Genomic DNA, 19,457 nt, shown 5'->3' with positions numbered 1-19,457 from the left:
GAATTGATCGGCCAGGCTAAAAGCCCTTAAAAACAAGCGTTTTGTTATCCATTGGTTGATATTACCGCCAAACCGTCATTCTACAAAGATTTTTTTGACTTTTTTTATTGGGAATGTTCCCAATTTTTTGGGAACATTCCCAATAACTACAGTAGAATTACATTGGGTTTATCTTAGAATAAGTACTAAATCAGTCTTAACTATTAGAAAAATCATATCAGCCCGCAGTTAACATAGTATAATTATTGAGATTCTTACGCAGCCATAATTTCAAAAACGTGACGTCCAATTGGCTAAACGAAAGGCCATAGCCTAACCCCATGCATCAGACAACCATTATCGATATTGCCCGTGAGTTAGGCATTTCAAAATCGACCGTATCGCGGGCTTTAACGGGACACCCGAATGTAAACGCGAAGACGCGCCAGCGTGTACTGGAGATGGCGTCTCAGGTTGATTACCAGCGAAACCAACTGGCCATTTCGCTACTGACCAACCGGACCAGTACAGTAGGTATCATAGTACCGGAGTTTATCAGTTTTTTCTTCCCCAAAGTCATTATTGGCGCGCAGGAAGAACTGGCTCAGTCGGGTTACAACGTAGTGATTTGCCACTCCAATGAGTCGTATGAAACGGAGGTCACCAATGCGAAAGCCCTGCTGGCCAGCCGGGTCGATGGGCTGATTGTATCGCATACCAAAGAAACCCGCAACTTCGACCATTTCCGCATCTTTCAGCGTAAAGGCATTCCGGTCGTGTTTTTCAACCGCGTCTGCGAAGACATGGACGTATCAAAAGTAACGGTCGATGATTATAATGGAGCATTTCAGGCGGTTGATCACCTGATCAAAACCGGACGACGGCGTATTGCGCATCTGGCCGGCCCGGATACGCTAACCAACAGCCGTAGCCGACTCAATGGCTATCGGGATGCGCTAACCCAAAATGGACTTTCCATTGATCCTGAGCTTATTATCTCGTATGATCTAAACCTGGACAAGGCTAATATCTATGTCAATCATCTGCTGAATTTACCCAATCCGCCCGATGCGTTGTTCACCATTAATGACCCAACCGCCCTCGAAGCATTGAATGTGGCCAAAAACCGGGGTATTCGGGTGCCCGACGAACTGGCCATTGTCGGCTTTAGTGATGACCCAATTTCAGCGCTGATCGAACCAGGACTAACTACAATTGCACAACCTGTAGATGAGTTAGGTAAACAGGCCGCCCGCTTGCTTATCAAGCAACTTCAGGCAGACGAGGAACGGCCTATATCAGAATCAGTTGTCCTGCCTACCCGCCTGATTATCCGTGGCTCTACTGTAGCACAAGGAGCTTAGATAAAGTCTGATACACAGCTTAATAAACCTTTTAAAAATATTTATCTTCTCTCCGAATTGGCATGGTATATGATATATATAGGCTAATATTTCCTCTATATACCCATAGTTAAATAACCATGACTACTACTCAACCGGATTCCGTCTGGAGTATCATCGACTCAGCCATTGCGACTCAGCGGGTCATCCAAATTAAGCAGAATAAAAGCTGGCGAACCCTGGAGCCTTATCAGTTCGGGTTTCCCAAAGAAGGGAGAAAGTTGCTGACCATATATGGCTACTGCCTGGACATGGTGCCCGACACCCATAGCCCAAGTCGTTGGCAATTGGTTGAGTTGGAGAATGTTGAAGCCATTGAACTAACCAATTACTGGTTTCAGCCCAGAGCCGACTATACGGGTCAAACCGACCTGCTACAAACGGTTTTTTGCCAGTTGGCTGCCCAGAAGAAACGGCGTAAAAAGCGGCTGATCAAATCGCCATCCGTTTCTACATCGTCAAATTGATTGAGTATACACTATTCAGGCACAGGCAAAACACAAAATTTCCAGTTCTGCCTGTGCCTGATTGGCCAGCAATTTATTCGCTGGGTTACAACGGGATGGTCATTTGGACACGTGTACCCGAAGGCTTACCAGTCGCGTCGAACAAATCGATCAATTCTATTTTAGCCGAACTATCTTTGTGTCGAAGGGATTCAAAAATTCCCCGCGTCATTTCCTGACCTCGCGAGATGTGCCCTTCTGCCCGTGGAGCAAACGCACGGCCGACGCCATTGTCTTCAATCACACAAACAATGTGATCCTGCTCAACCCGGGCCGAAATAGTTACTTTTTTTTCCCCTTCCTTGGGCATCAGGCCATGCCAGATCGCGTTTTCAACATAAGGTTGCAGCAACATAGGCGGCAACATCGCATCCATCAGCCTTTCATCGTCCTCAATGTCAAATGCATAACTAAATTCCTGATTGAACCGGAACGATTCAATTTCTACATACATCCGCAACGTATCGATGATCTGCTCAAAGGATAAGTACTGATGATTCGAGTTTTCCATAATACGCCGAACCAGTTTCGAAAATTTCGATAAATACTTAGCCCCTTCCACGCTCCGGTTAGTAAGCAGGTAGTTTTGTACCGAATTGAGGGAATTGAACAAAAAATGTGGATTCATCTGTGATTGCAAGGCTTTAAGCCGCCATTCAGTCACTTCCAGATCCAGCCGATTTCGTTCGGCAAGTGTATTCATTCGCCAGCGCATAATACCGACCACCAGCCCGGCAACAGCAAACCCGATCAGTAATTTAAAAAACCAGGTATCCGTAAAATAGGGTTTTACCAGTAAACGAAGCACCAGTGGTTTATCACTTGTCAGGCCGAAGCTATTAGAGCTTTTTACCTGTAAGGTGTACGAACCAGGCGGCAAGTTCGTGAACGAAACCGCGTGCTGATTACCCAGATTCACCCAGTTTGCATCAAAGCCTTCCAGCTGGTAGCTGTAGGTATTCTGCGTAGCAGGGTCAAAATTAAGCGCCGAAAAGTTGAGCGTCAGTTGATTTTCATCTGGTTGTACAACGATCTCCCGAGTCAAATCCTGGCTAAGTCGTTTTCCTTTCACCTCAACGGAACTGATTACAATACGAGGTTTGGTTTTAGCATTATGAAGGCTGTTTACATCAACAATGTTCAGCGCATTGACATAGCCCAGAATCAGTTCGTCGGCCCCATTATCCAGAAATCCGACCGGGTAATTGCTATGCAGGCCTTCGATGGTCGACAAATATTTGATAGTCCGTGTTTTCGGATTTCCGATGTGAAGTCCTTCGTTGGTACTGAACCACAGGTTGCCCGCTTTATCTTCAAAAATGTTCGAACAGTAGGTATCCGCCAGTTTATCATGCTGATAATCGAACGAGGTGATGATCTGGCCCGATGCCGCAATCTTATTGACTCCCCCCCAGCTCGCCATCAACATACCCCCATCCCGGCTTCGATGTAAGGCATTGATACAAAGCCCACTCAGCGACTTTCCTTTGTTGACCGGCAAGGTCAAAATATTGACAAACCGAGCCAATTGTTCATCGAAATAGTATAACCCATTGGGACAGGTAGCGATCCAGATTTTGCCGTCTACGCCCTCCTCGATGGCTTTAATGTAGTTATTTTGAATCAGCCGACAGTGTTCAACATCCGGCCAGAGTTTGATTTCCTGGTTGGTGGCCGGGTCGATTACTTTTAGGCCTTCCGTGAGATTGGCCAGCCAGAATCGGCCTTTTCTATCCAGGAGCCCATCGCGAAACTCCATACTGGTAAACAACTGGCTAGCGGCCGGAAGTGTCGAAAAACGGCCGGAAATCGGATTACCAGCAAACACCCCCTTATCGGTAAACACAATGGGCCGATTCTGAATCCACCGAAGCTGATACGTGTAAGCATTTACGGGGTAAGGTTCCAACCGAAAGGAATTGGTGGCCGGTTGCCAGGCCAGCGCTCCAACCTGCGACAGTCCTAACAGGTAGTTACCGTTGGGCATTCGCATCGGGCAGGTAATACCTGCTGAACCGGGAACCAGGTTGGCCGGAATATCGACTGTATGGATACCGGTATTTCGATATTTGTATTTATAAAGACCTTCCCGCGTGCCAATCCAGAGAATGCCGTTTTCGGTATCGTCAAACATGGTTTTGACGTGAATACCTTTATTGAAAAAATCGGTCAGTGGGTATAGCTCATCCCGATCCGGGTAATACAAACTCAGTCCTTTTTCGCTCCCCACAAACAGCAGCTTTCGGTCGTTTTCATCCACCGACTCCTTCCCGCAAATCACATTCTGGTTTTCGAATCCTTTCTGAACAAAGCGAAACGACGAATCGCTGGGCGAAAACCGGACTAATCCATTGTCGTAAGCCCCCATCCAGATAGCCCCATTGGCATCGTCAAAAGCCATTTCCAGTCGGATTGGTCGGCTGTTTTTGGGCTGACGAGCTTCCTGGCCCAACAAACAAACAACCCGGTCTTTCTGGCGATCATATGCGTAAAGCCCAATCTCTGAAACAATCCAAAGACGTCGTTGCCGATCTTCAAAAAACGTAGCGTCCTGGTGACTATTTCCGGTTGACGAAAGTGCGTACAGATGGCGACTTTTATGAGCGGGATCATAACGCTTTACCGACGTATAATCGCACACCCAAACCTGATTGTAGGAATCGACAAACGCTCGGTCGTGGGTATCGTTGGTCCGGTCGGCATCGCCGTAATTATTGGCCAGGATAGTCGAAACCGTAAGCGATTGGGGATTGATAGCACAAAGCCCTTTTGTGGCAATGGATGCATAGACGGTTCCATCCCCGGCCGTCGATAGCCCCGAACAATAGCCTAGCTTTTCATCATTCAGCGGCTGAAATGTATAGCCATCGTATCGGCAAACACTTCGGCCGGTACCTACCCATAAAAACCCCTGCTTATCTTTCGTGATTGACCAGACATCGTTGGAGGGAAGACCATCTTTGGTAGTCAGGCGGTCGAGGGTTAGCGTTGGCATCTGAGCATGAATTACCCGGCAGGCACTCAAAACCAGTAAGGCAATCCATACATACCGCATACGCTGACGTTTTGTAAGCAAATTACACGATTAACGCATAATATTCTCTATACCGAACTGACTGCCACCACCCATTGCCCATCGGCCACGGGCTTTATTGCCAGCCAGGACGTATTCGACAGTACCAAATGCCTGGCCGGGCCCATACCCAATCACTACATAATCACCGCTTATAAAGCCAACTCCGTTATAGGTCTGGTTTGCCACCTGCCACTGCGCCTGAAAGGTGTCGCCTGTTTTTTGCAGGGTAAGTTTCCCACGGTAAACACCCCCATCAGGATTCGTTCCGACCACATCAAACAGCCCGTCACGACCCGTCAATGTCTCGGTACCGGTCGCCCCATTCATACCCGAAGCGGTCCAGGCACCTTCAAGCTTTTGAGTGGCTTTATCTACTTTATAGACAGCAATACCGCAGCCTCCACCGAGTCCATAGCCAACAAACAGCTTTCCATCGGCCATCAGCCCTAATCCGTTATAATTACCTGCTGTTGTTTTCCAGTTCACATCAAATACCTGACCCGCCTGCGAAATCGTCAGAGAGCCCGTATAAGAATTGCCATTGGGTAGTTTAGCCTGCTCAATGCGCCAGGCACCATCCTGAGCAAAAAGAGTTTGGGCGGTAAGCATACTATAGAAGAGGAAAAAAGAGAAACGTTTCATGATTGTGTATGCGGGCTTGATTGATTTCGTTAATAGCCCGAAGTAACCACAATCAACCAGCGTAAAGCTGAAGACTATATCAATAGAGACTATTGCCAAACAGACGGAGAATCTGGATTTAAAAGTGGCAGAACAGCAATCGTCTTATTCCATTCGACTATACTTGCCCGCCAATGATTTGCTATAGCAGACATGTGTCAGATTCACCTGATCGGCTTTTCGGAGGCCTCTAACAACCATTGTTCTGGTATGATCGGTAGCCCTGACAATCAGCGTAATGGCTTGTTCACCCTGTTGTACACGCACATGCAGGTTGCCGTTTCTGACACTAGCTCTTCCCGAAAGCTCACAGGCTGATTTGCCATTTATGGGCTTCTCTAGTAAGGTTACCCAATAATCGCCATCCCGCACATCTATTAATAGTGTGCTCTCATCACCCTTCCTGAAATGTCCTCCAAAATTGTAGGAAATCTCCTGCGCAACAAATAAAGGAGCGATAACGAATACGAGAAAGGCTTTCATGTATGGTGAATCTTAATGGGGCTTAATTAGACTATTTGTTCTTTGCCCCTAAGGGCTAGAATTGATTCCGGGTTTACGCTAACAAAAGAGGCACTGGGAGCAGCGAGTTTAAACGAATTACAGTCTAAAACGCTACGTTCCCAATGCCCCAGAATAATAATCTATCGGCTACACTTACTGCATAAGTGTGTTCATTAACGCCCGCCGATCCGCGACCATATGTTTGACGGGGCTGCTAGTCAGTTGCATCTTCGGCGCATTTGTACCGTATGCAGGAACGCCTGCAAAAGGGGCTGATTGAACAGGAGCTGCTTCCTGATTTGAGCGCTTGTATTGCTGCTGCCGCTCCACCAGGTAGTTGCCAGCAATAAACAGTACACACATAACCAGATAAGGGAACAACGATTTCATAGCAGGATTAGATTGAGGAGTTAATTAAAGAGTTCGAAGAGTTTTGACATAGTGCTGTAATTACGAAAGGCTTTGGTGGTGCTGCTTCGGGCATCATCGAGCACAACCTCACCTTTTTCGTTGGTCACGTATTCGTAGATTGAACCATCATTGTACGCATGAACCCGATACGTTCGAAGCGTAATCAGACACACAAGTCCAATCAGAAAGAGAAGTCCTGGAAGAACCAGAATATAGATATGATCGCTGATCTGACGCTGATAGCTGCTGGCCAGATATACCAGATCCGACTGAGGACTGTACAGTATTGGCGCAGACTTACCTTCCTGCACGGCCGCAAATTCATCGACCGAAATACCACCCGTTTGGGTCCGCACCACCGACTTGCCAGACTGATCGGTAAAACGAACGTCGAGGCTATTCGCTGATTTTTTTAGAACAAGAGCCTGAGTAGACACGCCATGTACCTGCACATTTTTAAGGTCGCGGTAATCGGTGTACCACCAGTAACAAACAGAGAGGGCGGTGAAGAAACAAAGCGAGAAAATACGGAAGCCCAGCGCGTTATACTTCCGAAGCACGAAGTAATAGTAGGCCATAAAGAAGGCCCCAATACTGAGAACCTGAAGCGTATTCATACGTAGAGCAGTAATTGGTCGAGATTAGTGAAACAAAACTAATTGAACCGCATCTGCTCAAAAGTGAGAGTGTATATCAGGCGATTTTTGCCGGATAAATGGTGGGTTTTGGTTTATGCCTGGTTTTGTCGAAGCGCCAGCGTGTACTCCCAAAACAGAATATCAGCCCTGCTCTGCGACTGAAAAATGAGCCAGATAATGCCGTATAGAATTGCCAGCGGCACAAAACCACTAACCAGAACAGCCAGATTCAAGGTCCTGAAAAATTCGGTAATACTGACAAAGACAAAAAGTGTCAGGGGAATGGCAAACACAAAAAACGTAATGATCAACACCGGGCTCGGCTTTATGTTGATCATTACGTTCGTTGTCCCATCCAGGTTCCGGTAGCTCCCTTCGACAGTGGGGCTCATGCTTTCTTTCTTGAATTTACTGCCTGCTTTCCGCACCGAAAAGCTATAGGGCGTAAAATCGCCATAGTAGGGTTTGTGACTATAAAACGTAAACCCGGTTATCACGTTTTCGCTCAACCGTTGCCCAATCTGCTCAGGGGTTAAGTCGGTGTGGTAACTGAGTTGCCGATACGTAAGAAAAGTGGATGCCATGAGTCAATTGAAAAGCGGTTATCATTGAGCCATAGGATTTCCTCTGAAATCGGTACTGACAAGCTGTTTGAACTGGTCGAGGCCATCCTTTGATGTCAGTTGGTTATTCTGCATGAATAACCAACGCAAATTAGGGCAGCCTTGAAGTGTTTTTAACTCTGTAATCTGATTATCGGACACGTCCAACCGATCCAGTTTTGTTGATTTTAATCCGCCCAGGCCCGACAAACTGCAATGCTGAAGATACAGATCGCCCAGATCAGGCAGTTGTGATAGTAGAGCAAGTTGCTGAACACGATGATTTGAAAAATTTAGCGCAGTAACGTGGCCCTTCTGAACGCAAATGCCAAAGCCTTTAGATTCATTAGCAATATGCCAGTGTTCAGTAAAAGTGGCATCTTCCAAACGTAGCCCAGACTCGTGTGCCAATTGCGCGACAACGGCTTTTTCGGTCGGATCGAGGGTTGAAAAGTCGTAATCATACTGGCCGGTCGTTGTTTTCGGACCAAACTCCATCAAAAAGATCACGGCATAAATTCCCAGGCCAAAGGCGCAGAATCCCAGTGACACAATAGCGGAGACTTTATGTTCGCCAAAGCCTTTGAAAGCCCAAAAGGCCGCTAACAGGTACACTAATCCACAACCCAGAAACAGGGGTATACCCGCCCAGTCGGGTAGTTTTTTCAGCAGAGAATTGGGTTCTGTAAGACCAACTGTAAAGCAGTAGCCAAGAATGCCCGTGACTGCAAGCGATAAAAGTAAACTTCGTATAGCCATGATCATGCGAATCAACTTACTCGTGAAACCAGCAAAGGGTATTTTCTTTCACCAAAAATACGGTCCCATTGGCCGATTGAAGGTAGGAGTCATCCGATAATTTAACCGGGTAAACCCACTTAAAATGAGCTGTTTTAGCCCCAATTTTCAGCTCGTAATAAAACAGGAACTGATCCATTTTACTCCCACCAAACAAAAAGTCATTATGCTGCGTCTGAAGTTCTTCGGTAAGGCGTAGTGCGCTTGTTTTATCGACGATCGACTTACCTTCCGAGTCCGTATAGCGTGATTTTGTTTGGTCGATGGTTACCCTGGGATTGACAACAGGCTTGTGGAACGCAACGCCGGCTTTCTGGATAACGGATTCGTCAAGCCTGAAAACGGCGGTACTATCGGCTGTAACACGGGTAAATACATATGTTTCCTTTCCATCCGCACCTCGATACCCAAACGACGATTGCCCCGATCGAATTCGAGCCAATACGTACGTCTCATAAAAAGCTTTACTCCACGTTGGAACCAGTTCCATCTGCACCTGATTCTGGACTTTCCGAATGGCGTCCCGATAGGCCTTTTCATTAGCTTTATTGCCTTCAAGCACGGCAAACGTTACAGAATCGGCTTTCTGAATACCAAATTGCTGATTAAGTGCCTGCTGTTTTTGGTGGAGCCACTTGTTGCTTTCTTGGGTCTCTTTTGCGTCGTCGATATCCTTGTTCGGATAATTACCCGTCCAATACGCAGGCAGCTTGTCAATAACTTTAAACTGCTTCAGGTCAAACACATAAAAAATATCGGACCAGAGCCACAATAGCGAATCGCGTTGACCTAACGCCAGCTCCGTTGTTTGAACGCTTAATTCACCCAACGGAAGCTGACGTAGCCGGTGTCCTTTCTGATCGAATTCAACAAGTGTGTGCTGGGCAAAGACCCCCGTAGAGGCCGTGAGTACAATCGCATAGATTTTTGTCTTATCGGCCGAGAAAGCGAATCGATGAACGGCGGTATCTGGCAATGAATCAACCCGAATACGGGCATTATCAGTCTGGGGCAGAAGCGGGATGTCGGGATGCGTATCGGATTGACTGAGACAACCTGAGAAGGCGAATGAAAGCAATCCTATGCCGAAAATAGCCGTGTAATTCATTTGATCGCTAAGCCTCGTTTTGCAGGGTTTTGAGAAACCTCATGGGTCGGTTATAAGTAACCGACCCCACAGCCCCTAACCTAGTTCGACCAGTCGGGAAATTGTGCTTTTAGCTGATCATCCAGTTCGTCGGCCCAGAGTTCCAGATCACTGATGCAGGTCATCAACTCCTGATAGTCTATACCCCGAATGTCGCGCTCATAAGTAGCGAAAACCTTATTGGTATTAGGCATGATTCCTAATTTCACCCCTAACTTCAGATCGTTGAGTTCGAGCAGATGGCGATAGAAATTCAGCAGGTTATTCGCAGGAATAGACATCAGTGGCGAACAAATCCGTAGGTAATCCCGTCGGCTACCACTCTGAAATACAATGGTTTCAATGAATACTTCGATCGACGCCGAGCCTTTTTTCCAAAGCCAGTTTTTATTCTTGGGGTTATACGTATCCTCACGGGTCAGGCCGACCGATTCCACGTAACACTGAATCATGTTGGTTACCCGATTGTATTGCTCATCGTGTACAGCGTATGGATTGTTGGGTTGGGCTGGGGCAGGGTTTTGAGTTGAGTCCATGTCGATTTAGAGCGTTTGTGTTTTGATTGATCGTTTGATTGAGTCAAAATTACCACCGCCCACCGGGGCAAATATTGAAACTCGATACCGCGCGGATTTAGCTTTATAGCCGGTGGACACGGCCTTATAAATGGCCAATTGGGTCGATACTCTGCCGATTAGCCGCCATAATGCCGCTCAACATTTGTAGAACCAGGGTTCTCGTCTTTTACCGTCAGGTTATATAGTTTCTTAAATCGACTACGCGCACTCAGCACCTCGGGTCGGATGGCATCAAGCGCTTTTTTCATGGCGAATCGTCCGTTCGTATTTTCAACCACAAAGCCGTCGCCCAGCCCCAGACTGTTGTTGACAATTAACGTTAGTAAGGCATTATCGCCCGTTGCACGATCCGACAGATCAGCAATTTCCCAGGCAATGGACAGGTATTTCAAGGCTTTCGTACGATCCTGTTTTAGCGCAAACGTAGGGTTATCCTGCGCATAGGCCATCGCCAGTTTCACATAGGCAATTGGGTCCATGTAGGTATTGGCAGCGGTTTCGAGCGCATCGATAGCCGATTTTCCGGCGGCAGGGTTATTGGCTGGCAAAGGCGTTTTGAGGAAAATATAAAACGTAGAAAGGCCTTTCCTGACGTTCTTCTCACTTGGATTAGCCGCTATTTTTTTCAGCTCGGCAAGATCCAGCGCTTTGATCTGATCACGAAGGGTCATATAGGTTTTCAGGTCCTGCGCCGAATTAGGGGCAACACTTGGATTGGTATATAGGCCAAACACAGTGCTCAGGCCCAATAGAATGGTTTTCATTGACTGATAAATTAAAGGTGAATAAAAGGAAGTAAACTGCTGATTGATTCACTATGAAAATCGGTGCGCCACAAGGCTTGCCGGGTTTGTGGATCGTAACACACCCAGTAATCGTACAGATGCGTACCAGACTCACTGAAATTCGGTTCAGCGAAATGAAGAAGAAGCTGGTTATCGCGAGTAACGTAAGCCCCCTTGATGGCTGTCTCTTTAAAAAATGGCAGGTCGATCTGTTTTCTTAATCGTCCATTGACGCTATCCACTATACGTAACGTATTCCCTGTATCATCCGAACGTCGGGATAAAATCGATAGTTGATCACCCATCGCCCAGAGCTGCCCGAACGAAAAGTTACCATCGAGTCGCCAGATTTCCCGCTGGGCGAAGGGATCAACCCGCCGAACAAAGGTGTTGGTACGTTCAACAACGTGATTTTGTCCGAGCAGGTAATACGTTCCTGCTGTTGTACTGCGGTATTGTTCTTGACCCGTTTTCAGCGAGACGATCTGGAAGGAATGCCCCTCCCCTACTTTCTGTTCGGCATTAATGATCAACACCTTATCTCCGTAAACGACAGGCGGATACGCGATAGTCACGATCTGGTTTACGGGTGGAACAAACCAGTTCAGCTCGTTCGTTTCCCAGGTTTTAGCCGTAATCCCAATTCGCCAGGCCGTATCGACTTTACCGTCTATAACCACCTGCTGATACAGCGGCTTCGTTGTCAAATAGAGTTCGTCCGTAAAGGCCATACCCGTATAAAGACTTGATGGACTGGTCAGTGGAGCCGGTTCGGGCGAAACCTTGCGGGTAATTTTTCCCGTTCGCGGGTCAACGAAATGAACCGTCGCGGTTTTTGTTTCGTACACCAGCAACTGCCGACGAGTTTGGCCAACTACAGTTCCTTCCAGAGGTAACTGCCACAGTCTTTTTGCTGTTGACCGATCAAATGCACTGATGGCCAAAAAGCCTGATTCCTGTTTTCTCGTACCGATTACTACGGTCGAATCTGGTGAAGACTGATACAACAGATCTGTCGGAAAAGGCAAGGACAACGTAATCGCCTTGACTGGAGCGTTAGCCGCAAAATAGGACTTCTGTTCAGCAGATTTCCCTCGAAACAAGTTGATGACCCCACCCAGCACGGCACAGAATAATAAAAATCCAATGAACACATTAGCGACGGTTTTCATGCTCAGCCAGCAGGTATTTTCTGATAATCCAGTCTTCGGCCATCCGGGCAGACACCTCCCCTACGCTGTCGACATAGGCTTTTTCGAAATCGGGCTCGGCCTTCAGAAAGATGTGAAAGCCCTCACCCTGAAACCAGCCTGATTCATAAGGGGATGCCTTCAGAATAGCCTGCCGTTCGACCTCCGAAAGTCGCCGAATCTGGCCCTCCAACCGGCGTTTCGCCATATAGGCTTTGAGACACATATCCTTAAGAAACATTAGATTATCTTCCCATAGTACGACCCCGTCGGGGTCGTACGTTTATAAAAAACGGCAAGACTATAGACATTTGCCCCCGATGGGGTCACACCATACACAAGGTTTGCCCTCACAGATTCGAGAATCAACTTTTTACCAACTGCTGCCAGCGCCACCGCCACCTGAGCTACCTCCTCCCCAACTGCTGCTACTACTGCTACTGCTACTACTATATGAGCTACCTGACGAACTGCTCCAGAAGCTACTACCTGATGAGGAATAGGTCGTTGATGAATAATCGCCCGATGAAATGCCCGAACCAATTTTATGAATCGTGAAAGCGGTTTCTTTATGATGCCCGCAGGCTTTGCATTCATAATCCTTCATACCACGGCCTTCCCGTTCTTTGGTTGCGGCCTTCACGGTTCGGGTCTGGGTTTGAATCATGGCCTTCGAGCAACATTTTGAACAACGCTGGTACGCCACTTTCTCAATATCCTCATAGCCAATCGCTTCGGTAATATCGTGCGCATCGTTCCGCCAAACATCATATTCAACCGTCTTGAGCTGCTCTTCAACCTTCTGATAGTCGGTCAATAAGGCCTCTTTACGGCTGCCCGTTACTTTAATCATTTCGTAGCCGTTGGCCGATTTGCGGTCGTGATTCCGTAATTCATTCAATACCTGATTATCCCTATAGCGCAGCCAGCCAAATGGAATTGGGAATAGCAGAATATTCCCCCAGCCACTGAGTCCGGTTGCCCGATAACGAACGTACCGCTGTGGCTCGGTCATTAAATTAAACAGCTTATGGTACGCTTTCAGCCGACGCCGACGAGCATCCCAAACCACCGCTACCACATACCCATACAGGATCAGGAGGATTTTCCAGCCGTGCAGCGCCAGTGGTTCCCGAAGTTCAATCACTAAAATTCCCAGGACGATAGGCATGACAACATACAGCAGAAATGCCCACGCCATCCGCCCCTTCGACTCGCTAATCGATTTATCTACCTGTGCAGCAATTGGATTCGCAAACCGGAAGAAGAACGTAATCATTCGGAGCAGGAGCAGCGACGGAATCAGGAGAATGAACAAAATCATTATGGCCCCACTGTTCAATGATCCTGAGTATTTCGACGAGTCGTAAACCTCTTTGGCCGCTTCCGGCTCGCTAATCAACCGCGCGACTTCCTTTACACCGTTGATCATAGCCCCATCGAAATCGCCGACTTTGAGCAACGGAACCATTTTCTGGGTCTGAATACGGCTACAAACGGCATCGGGCAGAATTCCCTCAAGACCATACCCCGTTTCCATTTCGAGCCGATGTTGGTCCTTCACCAGCAGAACCAGCAGACCGTTATTTTTTTGCTGATAGCCCAATCCCCATTTCCGAAAAAGAGCCGTAGCAAAGTCTTTGGGGACCTTTTCACCAATGGAATTGACGCAGACAACAGCCACCTGTGCCGTTGTGGAATCTTCCAGCTTTCGCAATACCTCCTCAATCCGGTCAACAGCAAAATCCGATAGTATCTTATCTGGATTACTGACATAATGTGTGCTTCGGCTCTGCTTCGGGTTAGGAACCGTTTCGAGTGTGTACGACTGTGCCTGACTTTTGGTAAGTAGTCCACCAGACAACAGGCAAAAAAAGATAGCGATTCTGATGAGTGAGCGGTTCATGGGAAGTAGGTAGTCGGGAATCAATTGGTTGAGCGTCGGCCAGATTGGTAATTGCCATGCTTATCTTTTGCAGTGAGGTATCCGGTTTCTTCGAACGTGGCAGGGTCGGCGTCAGCAATAATTTCATTTTCGTAGTAGACATGCTGTTTGTCTTTCGCGTAGTACTTACCCACACCCGTAAATGACGCCAGATTGGCTTTTTCAATAGGGCTCCAGTAGATGTCTCTACCCAATACAATTCCCCAGACATGGCGGTCATCTTTGAAGTGAAAGGCTGATACCCTCTGAAATGTCGCTCCATCCGCCCCTTCGATCGGCCGATCTCTAAAATAGACGCCTTGCTTATCGTGCGTCAGATAATAGCCATTGAACATGGGCACGAAAACGAACGTAGCGGGGTCAGTTCCCTCGATAATAAATGTTCCTTTATAGACCCGGTAGCGATCATGCGCATAGGGAATACCCTCCGCTGTTACGTTGGCAGGCGTCTCGGCTGGATTCGGCACGATGTTAAAATGAGGACCGTCGTTGCTGATGAGTTTATCCTCAGAATACCCATTGCGTTTATCTCTCGAATAGGCACTGCCCAGGAATTCAAACGTAGCAGGATCAGCCTCCGGGAGAATTCGCCCTAAATAGAAAACATGCGCTTTATCTTTCCCGCATTCGTCATTGATGGCGACAAAAGATTCTGGGTCAGCCTCTTCGATCAGGTAGCGAGTAGCAGGCCATCCTCTATAAAGTACGACCTTGTCGTTTTCAATCCGATACCCTTTTCGTGAACTCGGTCCACAGCCTTTCAGAAACAGGCTGATGATGAGTAAGCCAGCAGAAGCGATTAATTGCCTGATCATAGCAGTAATTGAGTGGAATTTAGAAACGACTGTTCGATACCGTTTTCGACGCGTGCTCCAGCATGGGTTTATTCAGCGCTTGTCGACCCAACTGCGGGATTGCTTTTATGGGAATGGTCGTGTTGGCTGGCTTATCGACAGGCTTTACAACGGTTTTTGCTTTGACCGACAGGTTTTCCTTCAGCCAGTTGAGGTAATAGGCGTACTGTTGTGCTGTCTGGTACGTTTGCCACATGATCAGGAAACTGCCATCCGGTGCGTCATCAATCCGGCAGGGTCGTTCAGTATCCAGTATAAAAAAGCGTCTGAATTTTTGCCGAAACGTAAGGCTCGATAGATCGGCTTTAGCGCGGGCAATCTGCTTAAATTCGTCGCTGACGACATTGGGGGCAAACGAAATTACCACATAATGACTGAACGTTGTGGTGCGGGAATTACCCGTCTGAACTGTCGACGAAGTCATGCCCTGCCACCAGTTAAATTGTACTTTATCGCCCGACCTGGTGGTCATCGTACTTTCTGCACAACTATAGAAGTGGTTGCCTAATAGTTTAGAAATCTGTTCCGGAATAGTGGTGGCTTTGTAAATGTGATTGTCCTGAAAAAACTGCTGGAGACCGCTGTCTACTTTTTTACGGAAAACAAACAGCGTTGAAATGACCAGCGGGATAAAAAGAAGCGATGATGCACTGCCACCCAACAGCCACATTGTTCCCATCAGAAATACCCAGCTACTGATGGCCACCCTACGCGCTAATGCGGGCGATGATTTTCGGCCCACCCGGTACACCAAAAAGAAGATAAGCGCATACGACGCACCAAAGAAAAGGCTTTTATAGAGTATGTCCTGATTCATAATGAGTCAATCAACTTCACCGTAAAATTGGCGTAGCCATCATCTATGATTGATGTCGATTGACAAGTGGGGGTGAATACCCGCAAATCGGTAGCCGCGACTTGATACGTGGAACACTCGTGTTGGTAAGCCACTTTATAACTGACCTAAAAAAGGCACCCTAACGTAGGTGCCAGAGTGCCTTTTATCTATTCAGAGACGATGGATTATTCCGTCTCATGTTCTCAATATCGTCTAAATCCTTTGGTCTGCCCAATACCTGTTTATCAAGGATCAGATCGTCAAGGCTGATGAATGGAATTTCAACACCGTTATGCTCAACCACTTTTCGTCGGGCGTAGGCTTCCCTGAACGTTAACGGTGCTTTGATGACTGGCAAAACATCCAGTGTGTAATCATCAAATTCGTACTTAAAAAAAGATCGTTTGGGATCAGGGGATGGTTCTTCTTTGTATTCAGTTACGTCCCGGCCAAGTTCAGCCAGCGCATTCAGTAACCGGTAATAATTGGCATAGGTTGGAGCATACCACAAATCCAGATCAGGTTTATCGACTTCCGCCCCATTTGGATTTTTTGACTTTCTGTATTCCCCATAATAGGACACAGCCGTACCGCCTATGACCATATATTCGACTGCATTGCGCTTAAGTATTTCGAATATATTATGGTCATTGTCATCATAAGCCATGCGTATTATTCCCGTTTGCAGCCACAGCCGACACGTCTTTCGCGTTGCTACCTTTTAGAGAATTGATAAAGCGCTCAAATCGATCATGACGCTCTTTTGATTTGGCAGAAGTAGGATCAATCGGTTTTGCCGTCGCCTTCAACTCCTGAATGCTTTCATATTTGGTTAGTTCATTCATTAGTAATCAGTCTATTGCGTACAGGATGCCGAATATACAATCGTATTCTTACCGAGAACAATGAGAACGCCAAAAAGATTGTTAATGGCTTTAAAGTAACGATATTTATAACAATCATCTTTATAAGAACTATACCGTTGTCCCACTACTTTTCACTGCATTTTCTCTTGATTTACCATGATTAGTCTGAGCAATTTGGGATTAAGTTGTAACTCAATCTGAAAGATTCATCTGATATAAAACAGCTCTACGATTACAATAAATGAACGTTTGAGCAATCTATTCCTTCTCGTGATCTGCCTTAAGAAAAATCCCTCCATACTTGTTTAAACCGTCCAACAGTATCCCAGTGGACGCATCACTCGTCCTTAACCCATATTTTTACACCGGTATTTTGTTTTCTCCCCTGATCATTCAGCGACTTGGTGGCCTTTTTCGAACAGCTTTCCTTAATCATCATCTACGCAGGTATTGCACAGGGCGTGTTTGTAACCTTGCTGCTCAATAACAAAAGCGTTCGGGGAAGCCGGGCCAATATATTCCTGTCGATTCTGTTGCTGGCCATGTCGTTCACCATCCTGCATACAACATTTGCCGGTCGGGTTGTCAGCCATTTTTCGATAAAATCCTACGCACTGGGCGATCCCACTTTTTTCCTGATCGCTCCCTTACTATGGCTCTATGTACAGGAATTAACCGGCCACCGCGTTCGATTATCCGTTCCGACAATTACTCATTTTTTTCCGTTTCTGGTTTCTATTTTCTTCTCGCTCCTGCTCAAAAGCCTACCCACCACCAATTCACTGATTAGCTATCTGGACGATCATCGGTCGTGGCGTTCCGGCGTATTTTGGTTCTGTATGGTTATCCAGTTTTCAGCCTATCTGTTTTTTATTCACAAACGATGGCTTGCCTATCAGAAACAGATCAAAGAGGAGGTATCGAACACCGAAAATGTCAGTATTGCCTGGGTGCGATTTTTCATGGGCGTCTTCCTGGGCATCAACCTGTTTTTTCTGCTCATTCTGGTGAATGTGATTCATCACAGCACAATGTTCTGGTCGGGCCGGACCATAGTGGTCCTTTTTTCACTGTCCATTTTTGCGTTAGGCTATAAAGGCATTCTTCAGAAAGCAATTTTCACTATCTCACCCAACGAGGTTCCTCAGGAGCCACCGGTCACTGCGCCCCAGACACAACCAACAGCCACCAAACAGCCTGACCAACAGCTCATCGACCGATTGCTTCTGTATATGGACGACGAAAAACCTTACCTCGATCCGGAGTTGACGCTGAGCGATCTGGCAAAACGACTCAACCTCAGCCGAAGTGTACTCTCTCAGTTGATCAATGACGGCATCGGTGATAACTTCTACAACTTCGTCAATAAGTACCGGGTCGATCAGGTGAAGGCATTTATGAACGATCCGACCATGAAGCACTTCAATCTACTGGGCCTTGCTCTGGAAGCCGGTTTCAAATCCAAATCGACCTTCAACCTCATCTTCAAACGGTTCACAGGCCTAACCCCCAGCGATTATATGAAAATGTTGAATGATAAGTAGGGTTGTGAAAATACATTAGGTTATTCTCTGTCATCCCGAGGAACGACCGGGCCGCCGGAGCGGGGATCTTCGGAGATTGCCTTTTATTCCGTTTCCGAAGATCCCCGCTCCGGCGGCCCGGTCGTTCCTCGGGATGACAGAAATGTCCTGGCAGCATACGCTAAACTAGTTTCGCTTGAGTACTTAGAATGAGTAAATGATAGAATAGGTTTTGCGTCAGCTATTCAATCATTCTATCATTCTATCATTCAATATTAAAACACGTCCACCGGGATGTAGCCAGACGATTGCCCTGGTTTCGTTTGCGAGAATTGCCTCAAAAACGCGAAACAACGTGCAACACAAAACCGTCATCGAACTCACCGACGTAACGAAATCCTTTACGTTAGCGGCTGGCCCATTTCAGGCGTTAAAGCAGGTATCCCTTAGCATTCCGGCCGGTGAACTGGTCGCCATAACCGGAAAATCGGGTAGTGGTAAATCCACGTTGCTTAACATCATTACCGGCATCGATAAACCGACTACGGGCAGTGTCACGGTCAATGAGGTTCGGATCGATAAGCTCTCTGAAAGTGCGCTGGCGTCCTGGCGAGGTCGGAATATAGGCGTGGTGTTCCAGTTCTTTCAGCTCCTGCCAACGCTGACCATTCTGGAAAATGTGATGTTGCCCATGGACTTCTGCGACACCTATCCAAAAGCCGAGCGAAAAAACCGAGCGCTCCACTTACTCGAACAGGTAGCCATCAGCGAACAGGCCGACAAGTTTCCGTCGGCTCTCTCGGGTGGGCAACAACAGCGGGCGGCCATTGCCCGAGCCCTGGCCAATGACCCGCCCATCATCGTCGCCGACGAGCCGACGGGCAATCTGGATTCACAAACTGCCTCGGCTATTTTTCAACTGTTTACCAAACTGGCTCAGGCTGGCAAAACAGTCATCGTAGTCACCCATGAAAAGGAATTTTCGGCCGGATTCAACCATACCATCGCCATTTCTGACGGTGTTATTGATTAATTTATTAAACACAGAGGCACAGAGTACACAGAGAAATAGAGAGCTAAAAATCTCTGTGTACTCTGTGTACTCTGTGTACTCTGTGTACTCTGTGCCTCTG

General features: G+C 47.1%; 21 protein-coding genes. 4 read left to right on the top strand and 17 right to left on the bottom strand.

Annotation, left to right across the window (positions count from 1 at the left end):
• Positions 1 to 320: 320 nt before the first annotated feature.
• Together ACYVFD_RS10950 and ACYVFD_RS10945 are read left to right on the top strand one after the other, a co-directional pair.
• Positions 321 to 1,343: a LacI family DNA-binding transcriptional regulator gene (locus tag ACYVFD_RS10950; RefSeq protein WP_461090055.1), complete on the top strand. Its 1,023-nt coding sequence runs from the start codon at positions 321 to 323 to the stop codon at positions 1,341 to 1,343.
• Positions 1,344 to 1,462: 119 nt separating this feature from the next.
• A complete protein-coding gene (locus tag ACYVFD_RS10945; protein ID WP_461090054.1) occupies positions 1,463 to 1,849 on the top strand; it encodes a hypothetical protein in 387 nt (128 codons plus the stop codon).
• An 85-nt stretch (positions 1,850 to 1,934) separates the two neighbouring features.
• On the opposite strand, the gene ACYVFD_RS10940 is transcribed toward ACYVFD_RS10945, so the two are convergent.
• From ACYVFD_RS10940 to ACYVFD_RS10860, 17 genes are all read right to left on the bottom strand, one after another.
• The gene (locus ACYVFD_RS10940) at positions 1,935 to 4,943 is read right to left on the bottom strand and encodes a two-component regulator propeller domain-containing protein (protein ID WP_461090053.1); all 3,009 of its coding nucleotides are present in this window, start codon (positions 4,941 to 4,943) and stop codon (positions 1,935 to 1,937) included.
• A 30-nt stretch (positions 4,944 to 4,973) separates the two neighbouring features.
• On the bottom strand, positions 4,974 to 5,606 hold the full coding sequence (locus ACYVFD_RS10935) for a hypothetical protein (RefSeq protein ID WP_461090052.1): 633 nt from the start codon (positions 5,604 to 5,606) through the stop codon (positions 4,974 to 4,976).
• 144 nt (positions 5,607 to 5,750) lie between these two features.
• Positions 5,751 to 6,128 carry a hypothetical protein gene (locus tag ACYVFD_RS10930; protein ID WP_461090051.1) on the bottom strand — a complete coding sequence of 126 codons (378 nt, stop codon included), beginning with the start codon at positions 6,126 to 6,128 and terminating at the stop codon, positions 5,751 to 5,753.
• A gap of 174 nt (positions 6,129 to 6,302) precedes the next feature.
• On the bottom strand, positions 6,303 to 6,539 hold the full coding sequence (locus ACYVFD_RS10925; RefSeq protein ID WP_461090050.1) for a hypothetical protein: 237 nt from the start codon (positions 6,537 to 6,539) through the stop codon (positions 6,303 to 6,305).
• A 20-nt stretch (positions 6,540 to 6,559) separates the two neighbouring features.
• The gene (locus ACYVFD_RS10920) at positions 6,560 to 7,177 is read right to left on the bottom strand and encodes a hypothetical protein (protein ID WP_461090049.1); all 618 of its coding nucleotides are present in this window, start codon (positions 7,175 to 7,177) and stop codon (positions 6,560 to 6,562) included.
• A 113-nt stretch (positions 7,178 to 7,290) separates the two neighbouring features.
• Entirely contained in the window at positions 7,291 to 7,782 is a 492-nt protein-coding gene (locus tag ACYVFD_RS10915) for a hypothetical protein (RefSeq protein WP_461090048.1), read from the bottom strand.
• 21 nt (positions 7,783 to 7,803) lie between these two features.
• Positions 7,804 to 8,559, bottom strand: a complete 756-nt coding sequence (locus ACYVFD_RS10910) for a leucine-rich repeat domain-containing protein (protein WP_461090047.1) — start codon at positions 8,557 to 8,559, stop codon at positions 7,804 to 7,806.
• Between the two features lie 16 nt (positions 8,560 to 8,575).
• Positions 8,576 to 9,706, bottom strand: coding sequence for a hypothetical protein (locus tag ACYVFD_RS10905; RefSeq protein ID WP_461090046.1), 1,131 nt, complete (start codon positions 9,704 to 9,706; stop codon positions 8,576 to 8,578).
• Between the two features lie 80 nt (positions 9,707 to 9,786).
• Positions 9,787 to 10,281, bottom strand: a complete 495-nt coding sequence (locus ACYVFD_RS10900; protein ID WP_461090045.1) for a hypothetical protein — start codon at positions 10,279 to 10,281, stop codon at positions 9,787 to 9,789.
• Between the two features lie 158 nt (positions 10,282 to 10,439).
• On the bottom strand, positions 10,440 to 11,087 hold the full coding sequence (locus ACYVFD_RS10895; protein WP_461090044.1) for a hypothetical protein: 648 nt from the start codon (positions 11,085 to 11,087) through the stop codon (positions 10,440 to 10,442).
• Between the two features lie 11 nt (positions 11,088 to 11,098).
• Complete coding sequence (locus tag ACYVFD_RS10890) at positions 11,099 to 12,280, bottom strand: outer membrane protein assembly factor BamB family protein (RefSeq protein ID WP_461090043.1); 1,182 nt, start codon at positions 12,278 to 12,280, stop codon at positions 11,099 to 11,101.
• Complete coding sequence (locus tag ACYVFD_RS10885; protein WP_461090042.1) at positions 12,264 to 12,524, bottom strand: hypothetical protein; 261 nt, start codon at positions 12,522 to 12,524, stop codon at positions 12,264 to 12,266. The genes ACYVFD_RS10890 and ACYVFD_RS10885 overlap by 17 nt, the downstream gene beginning before the upstream one ends.
• 147 nt (positions 12,525 to 12,671) lie before the next feature.
• Positions 12,672 to 14,204 carry a TPM domain-containing protein gene (locus tag ACYVFD_RS10880; protein ID WP_461090040.1) on the bottom strand — a complete coding sequence of 511 codons (1,533 nt, stop codon included), beginning with the start codon at positions 14,202 to 14,204 and terminating at the stop codon, positions 12,672 to 12,674.
• Between the two features lie 20 nt (positions 14,205 to 14,224).
• On the bottom strand, positions 14,225 to 15,058 hold the full coding sequence (locus tag ACYVFD_RS10875; protein ID WP_461090039.1) for a DKNYY domain-containing protein: 834 nt from the start codon (positions 15,056 to 15,058) through the stop codon (positions 14,225 to 14,227).
• A 19-nt stretch (positions 15,059 to 15,077) separates the two neighbouring features.
• Entirely contained in the window at positions 15,078 to 15,914 is an 837-nt protein-coding gene (locus tag ACYVFD_RS10870) for a hypothetical protein (RefSeq protein WP_461090038.1), read from the bottom strand.
• Between the two features lie 184 nt (positions 15,915 to 16,098).
• Positions 16,099 to 16,602 (bottom strand): hypothetical protein, encoded by a 504-nt coding sequence (locus tag ACYVFD_RS10865; protein ID WP_461090037.1) that lies wholly within the window; start codon positions 16,600 to 16,602, stop codon positions 16,099 to 16,101.
• Entirely contained in the window at positions 16,592 to 16,780 is a 189-nt protein-coding gene (locus ACYVFD_RS10860) for a hypothetical protein (protein WP_461090035.1), read from the bottom strand. Before ACYVFD_RS10860 ends, ACYVFD_RS10865 begins: the two co-directional genes overlap by 11 nt.
• Before the next feature lie 425 nt (positions 16,781 to 17,205).
• Between ACYVFD_RS10860 and ACYVFD_RS10855 the strand changes: the two genes are divergently transcribed.
• Both ACYVFD_RS10855 and ACYVFD_RS10850 read left to right on the top strand, forming a co-directional pair.
• Entirely contained in the window at positions 17,206 to 18,345 is a 1,140-nt protein-coding gene (locus ACYVFD_RS10855) for a helix-turn-helix domain-containing protein (RefSeq protein WP_461090034.1), read from the top strand.
• Positions 18,346 to 18,679: 334 nt separating this feature from the next.
• A complete protein-coding gene (locus tag ACYVFD_RS10850; protein WP_461090032.1) occupies positions 18,680 to 19,357 on the top strand; it encodes an ABC transporter ATP-binding protein in 678 nt (225 codons plus the stop codon).
• Positions 19,358 to 19,457 lie beyond the last annotated feature (100 nt).

It is taken from the genome of Spirosoma gilvum (assembly GCF_054776815.1).
The sequence above is the reverse complement of the archived record's forward strand: the minus strand, read 5'-3'. Positions and strand labels throughout refer to the sequence as shown.

Excerpts from the sequence above, each read along its gene's own strand:
- ACYVFD_RS10865 (WP_461090037.1), bottom strand. The coding sequence starts at position 16,602 with ATGGCTTATGATGACAATGACCATAATATATTCGAAATACTTAAGCGC.
- ACYVFD_RS10950 (WP_461090055.1), top strand. The coding sequence starts at position 321 with ATGCATCAGACAACCATTATCGATATTGCCCGTGAGTTAGGCATTTCA.
- ACYVFD_RS10900 (WP_461090045.1), bottom strand. The coding sequence starts at position 10,281 with ATGGACTCAACTCAAAACCCTGCCCCAGCCCAACCCAACAATCCATAC.
- ACYVFD_RS10945 (WP_461090054.1), top strand. The coding sequence starts at position 1,463 with ATGACTACTACTCAACCGGATTCCGTCTGGAGTATCATCGACTCAGCC.
- ACYVFD_RS10870 (WP_461090038.1), bottom strand. The coding sequence starts at position 15,914 with ATGAATCAGGACATACTCTATAAAAGCCTTTTCTTTGGTGCGTCGTAT.
- ACYVFD_RS10895 (WP_461090044.1), bottom strand. The coding sequence starts at position 11,087 with ATGAAAACCATTCTATTGGGCCTGAGCACTGTGTTTGGCCTATATACC.
- ACYVFD_RS10905 (WP_461090046.1), bottom strand. The coding sequence starts at position 9,706 with ATGAATTACACGGCTATTTTCGGCATAGGATTGCTTTCATTCGCCTTC.
- ACYVFD_RS10940 (WP_461090053.1), bottom strand. The coding sequence starts at position 4,943 with ATGCGGTATGTATGGATTGCCTTACTGGTTTTGAGTGCCTGCCGGGTA.
- ACYVFD_RS10920 (WP_461090049.1), bottom strand. The coding sequence starts at position 7,177 with ATGAATACGCTTCAGGTTCTCAGTATTGGGGCCTTCTTTATGGCCTAC.
- ACYVFD_RS10925 (WP_461090050.1), bottom strand. The coding sequence starts at position 6,539 with ATGAAATCGTTGTTCCCTTATCTGGTTATGTGTGTACTGTTTATTGCT.
- ACYVFD_RS10860 (WP_461090035.1), bottom strand. The coding sequence starts at position 16,780 with ATGAATGAACTAACCAAATATGAAAGCATTCAGGAGTTGAAGGCGACG.
- ACYVFD_RS10915 (WP_461090048.1), bottom strand. The coding sequence starts at position 7,782 with ATGGCATCCACTTTTCTTACGTATCGGCAACTCAGTTACCACACCGAC.
- ACYVFD_RS10930 (WP_461090051.1), bottom strand. The coding sequence starts at position 6,128 with ATGAAAGCCTTTCTCGTATTCGTTATCGCTCCTTTATTTGTTGCGCAG.
- ACYVFD_RS10935 (WP_461090052.1), bottom strand. The coding sequence starts at position 5,606 with ATGAAACGTTTCTCTTTTTTCCTCTTCTATAGTATGCTTACCGCCCAA.
- ACYVFD_RS10880 (WP_461090040.1), bottom strand. The coding sequence starts at position 14,204 with ATGAACCGCTCACTCATCAGAATCGCTATCTTTTTTTGCCTGTTGTCT.
- ACYVFD_RS10875 (WP_461090039.1), bottom strand. The coding sequence starts at position 15,058 with ATGATCAGGCAATTAATCGCTTCTGCTGGCTTACTCATCATCAGCCTG.
- ACYVFD_RS10890 (WP_461090043.1), bottom strand. The coding sequence starts at position 12,280 with ATGAAAACCGTCGCTAATGTGTTCATTGGATTTTTATTATTCTGTGCC.
- ACYVFD_RS10910 (WP_461090047.1), bottom strand. The coding sequence starts at position 8,559 with ATGGCTATACGAAGTTTACTTTTATCGCTTGCAGTCACGGGCATTCTT.
- ACYVFD_RS10885 (WP_461090042.1), bottom strand. The coding sequence starts at position 12,524 with ATGTGTCTCAAAGCCTATATGGCGAAACGCCGGTTGGAGGGCCAGATT.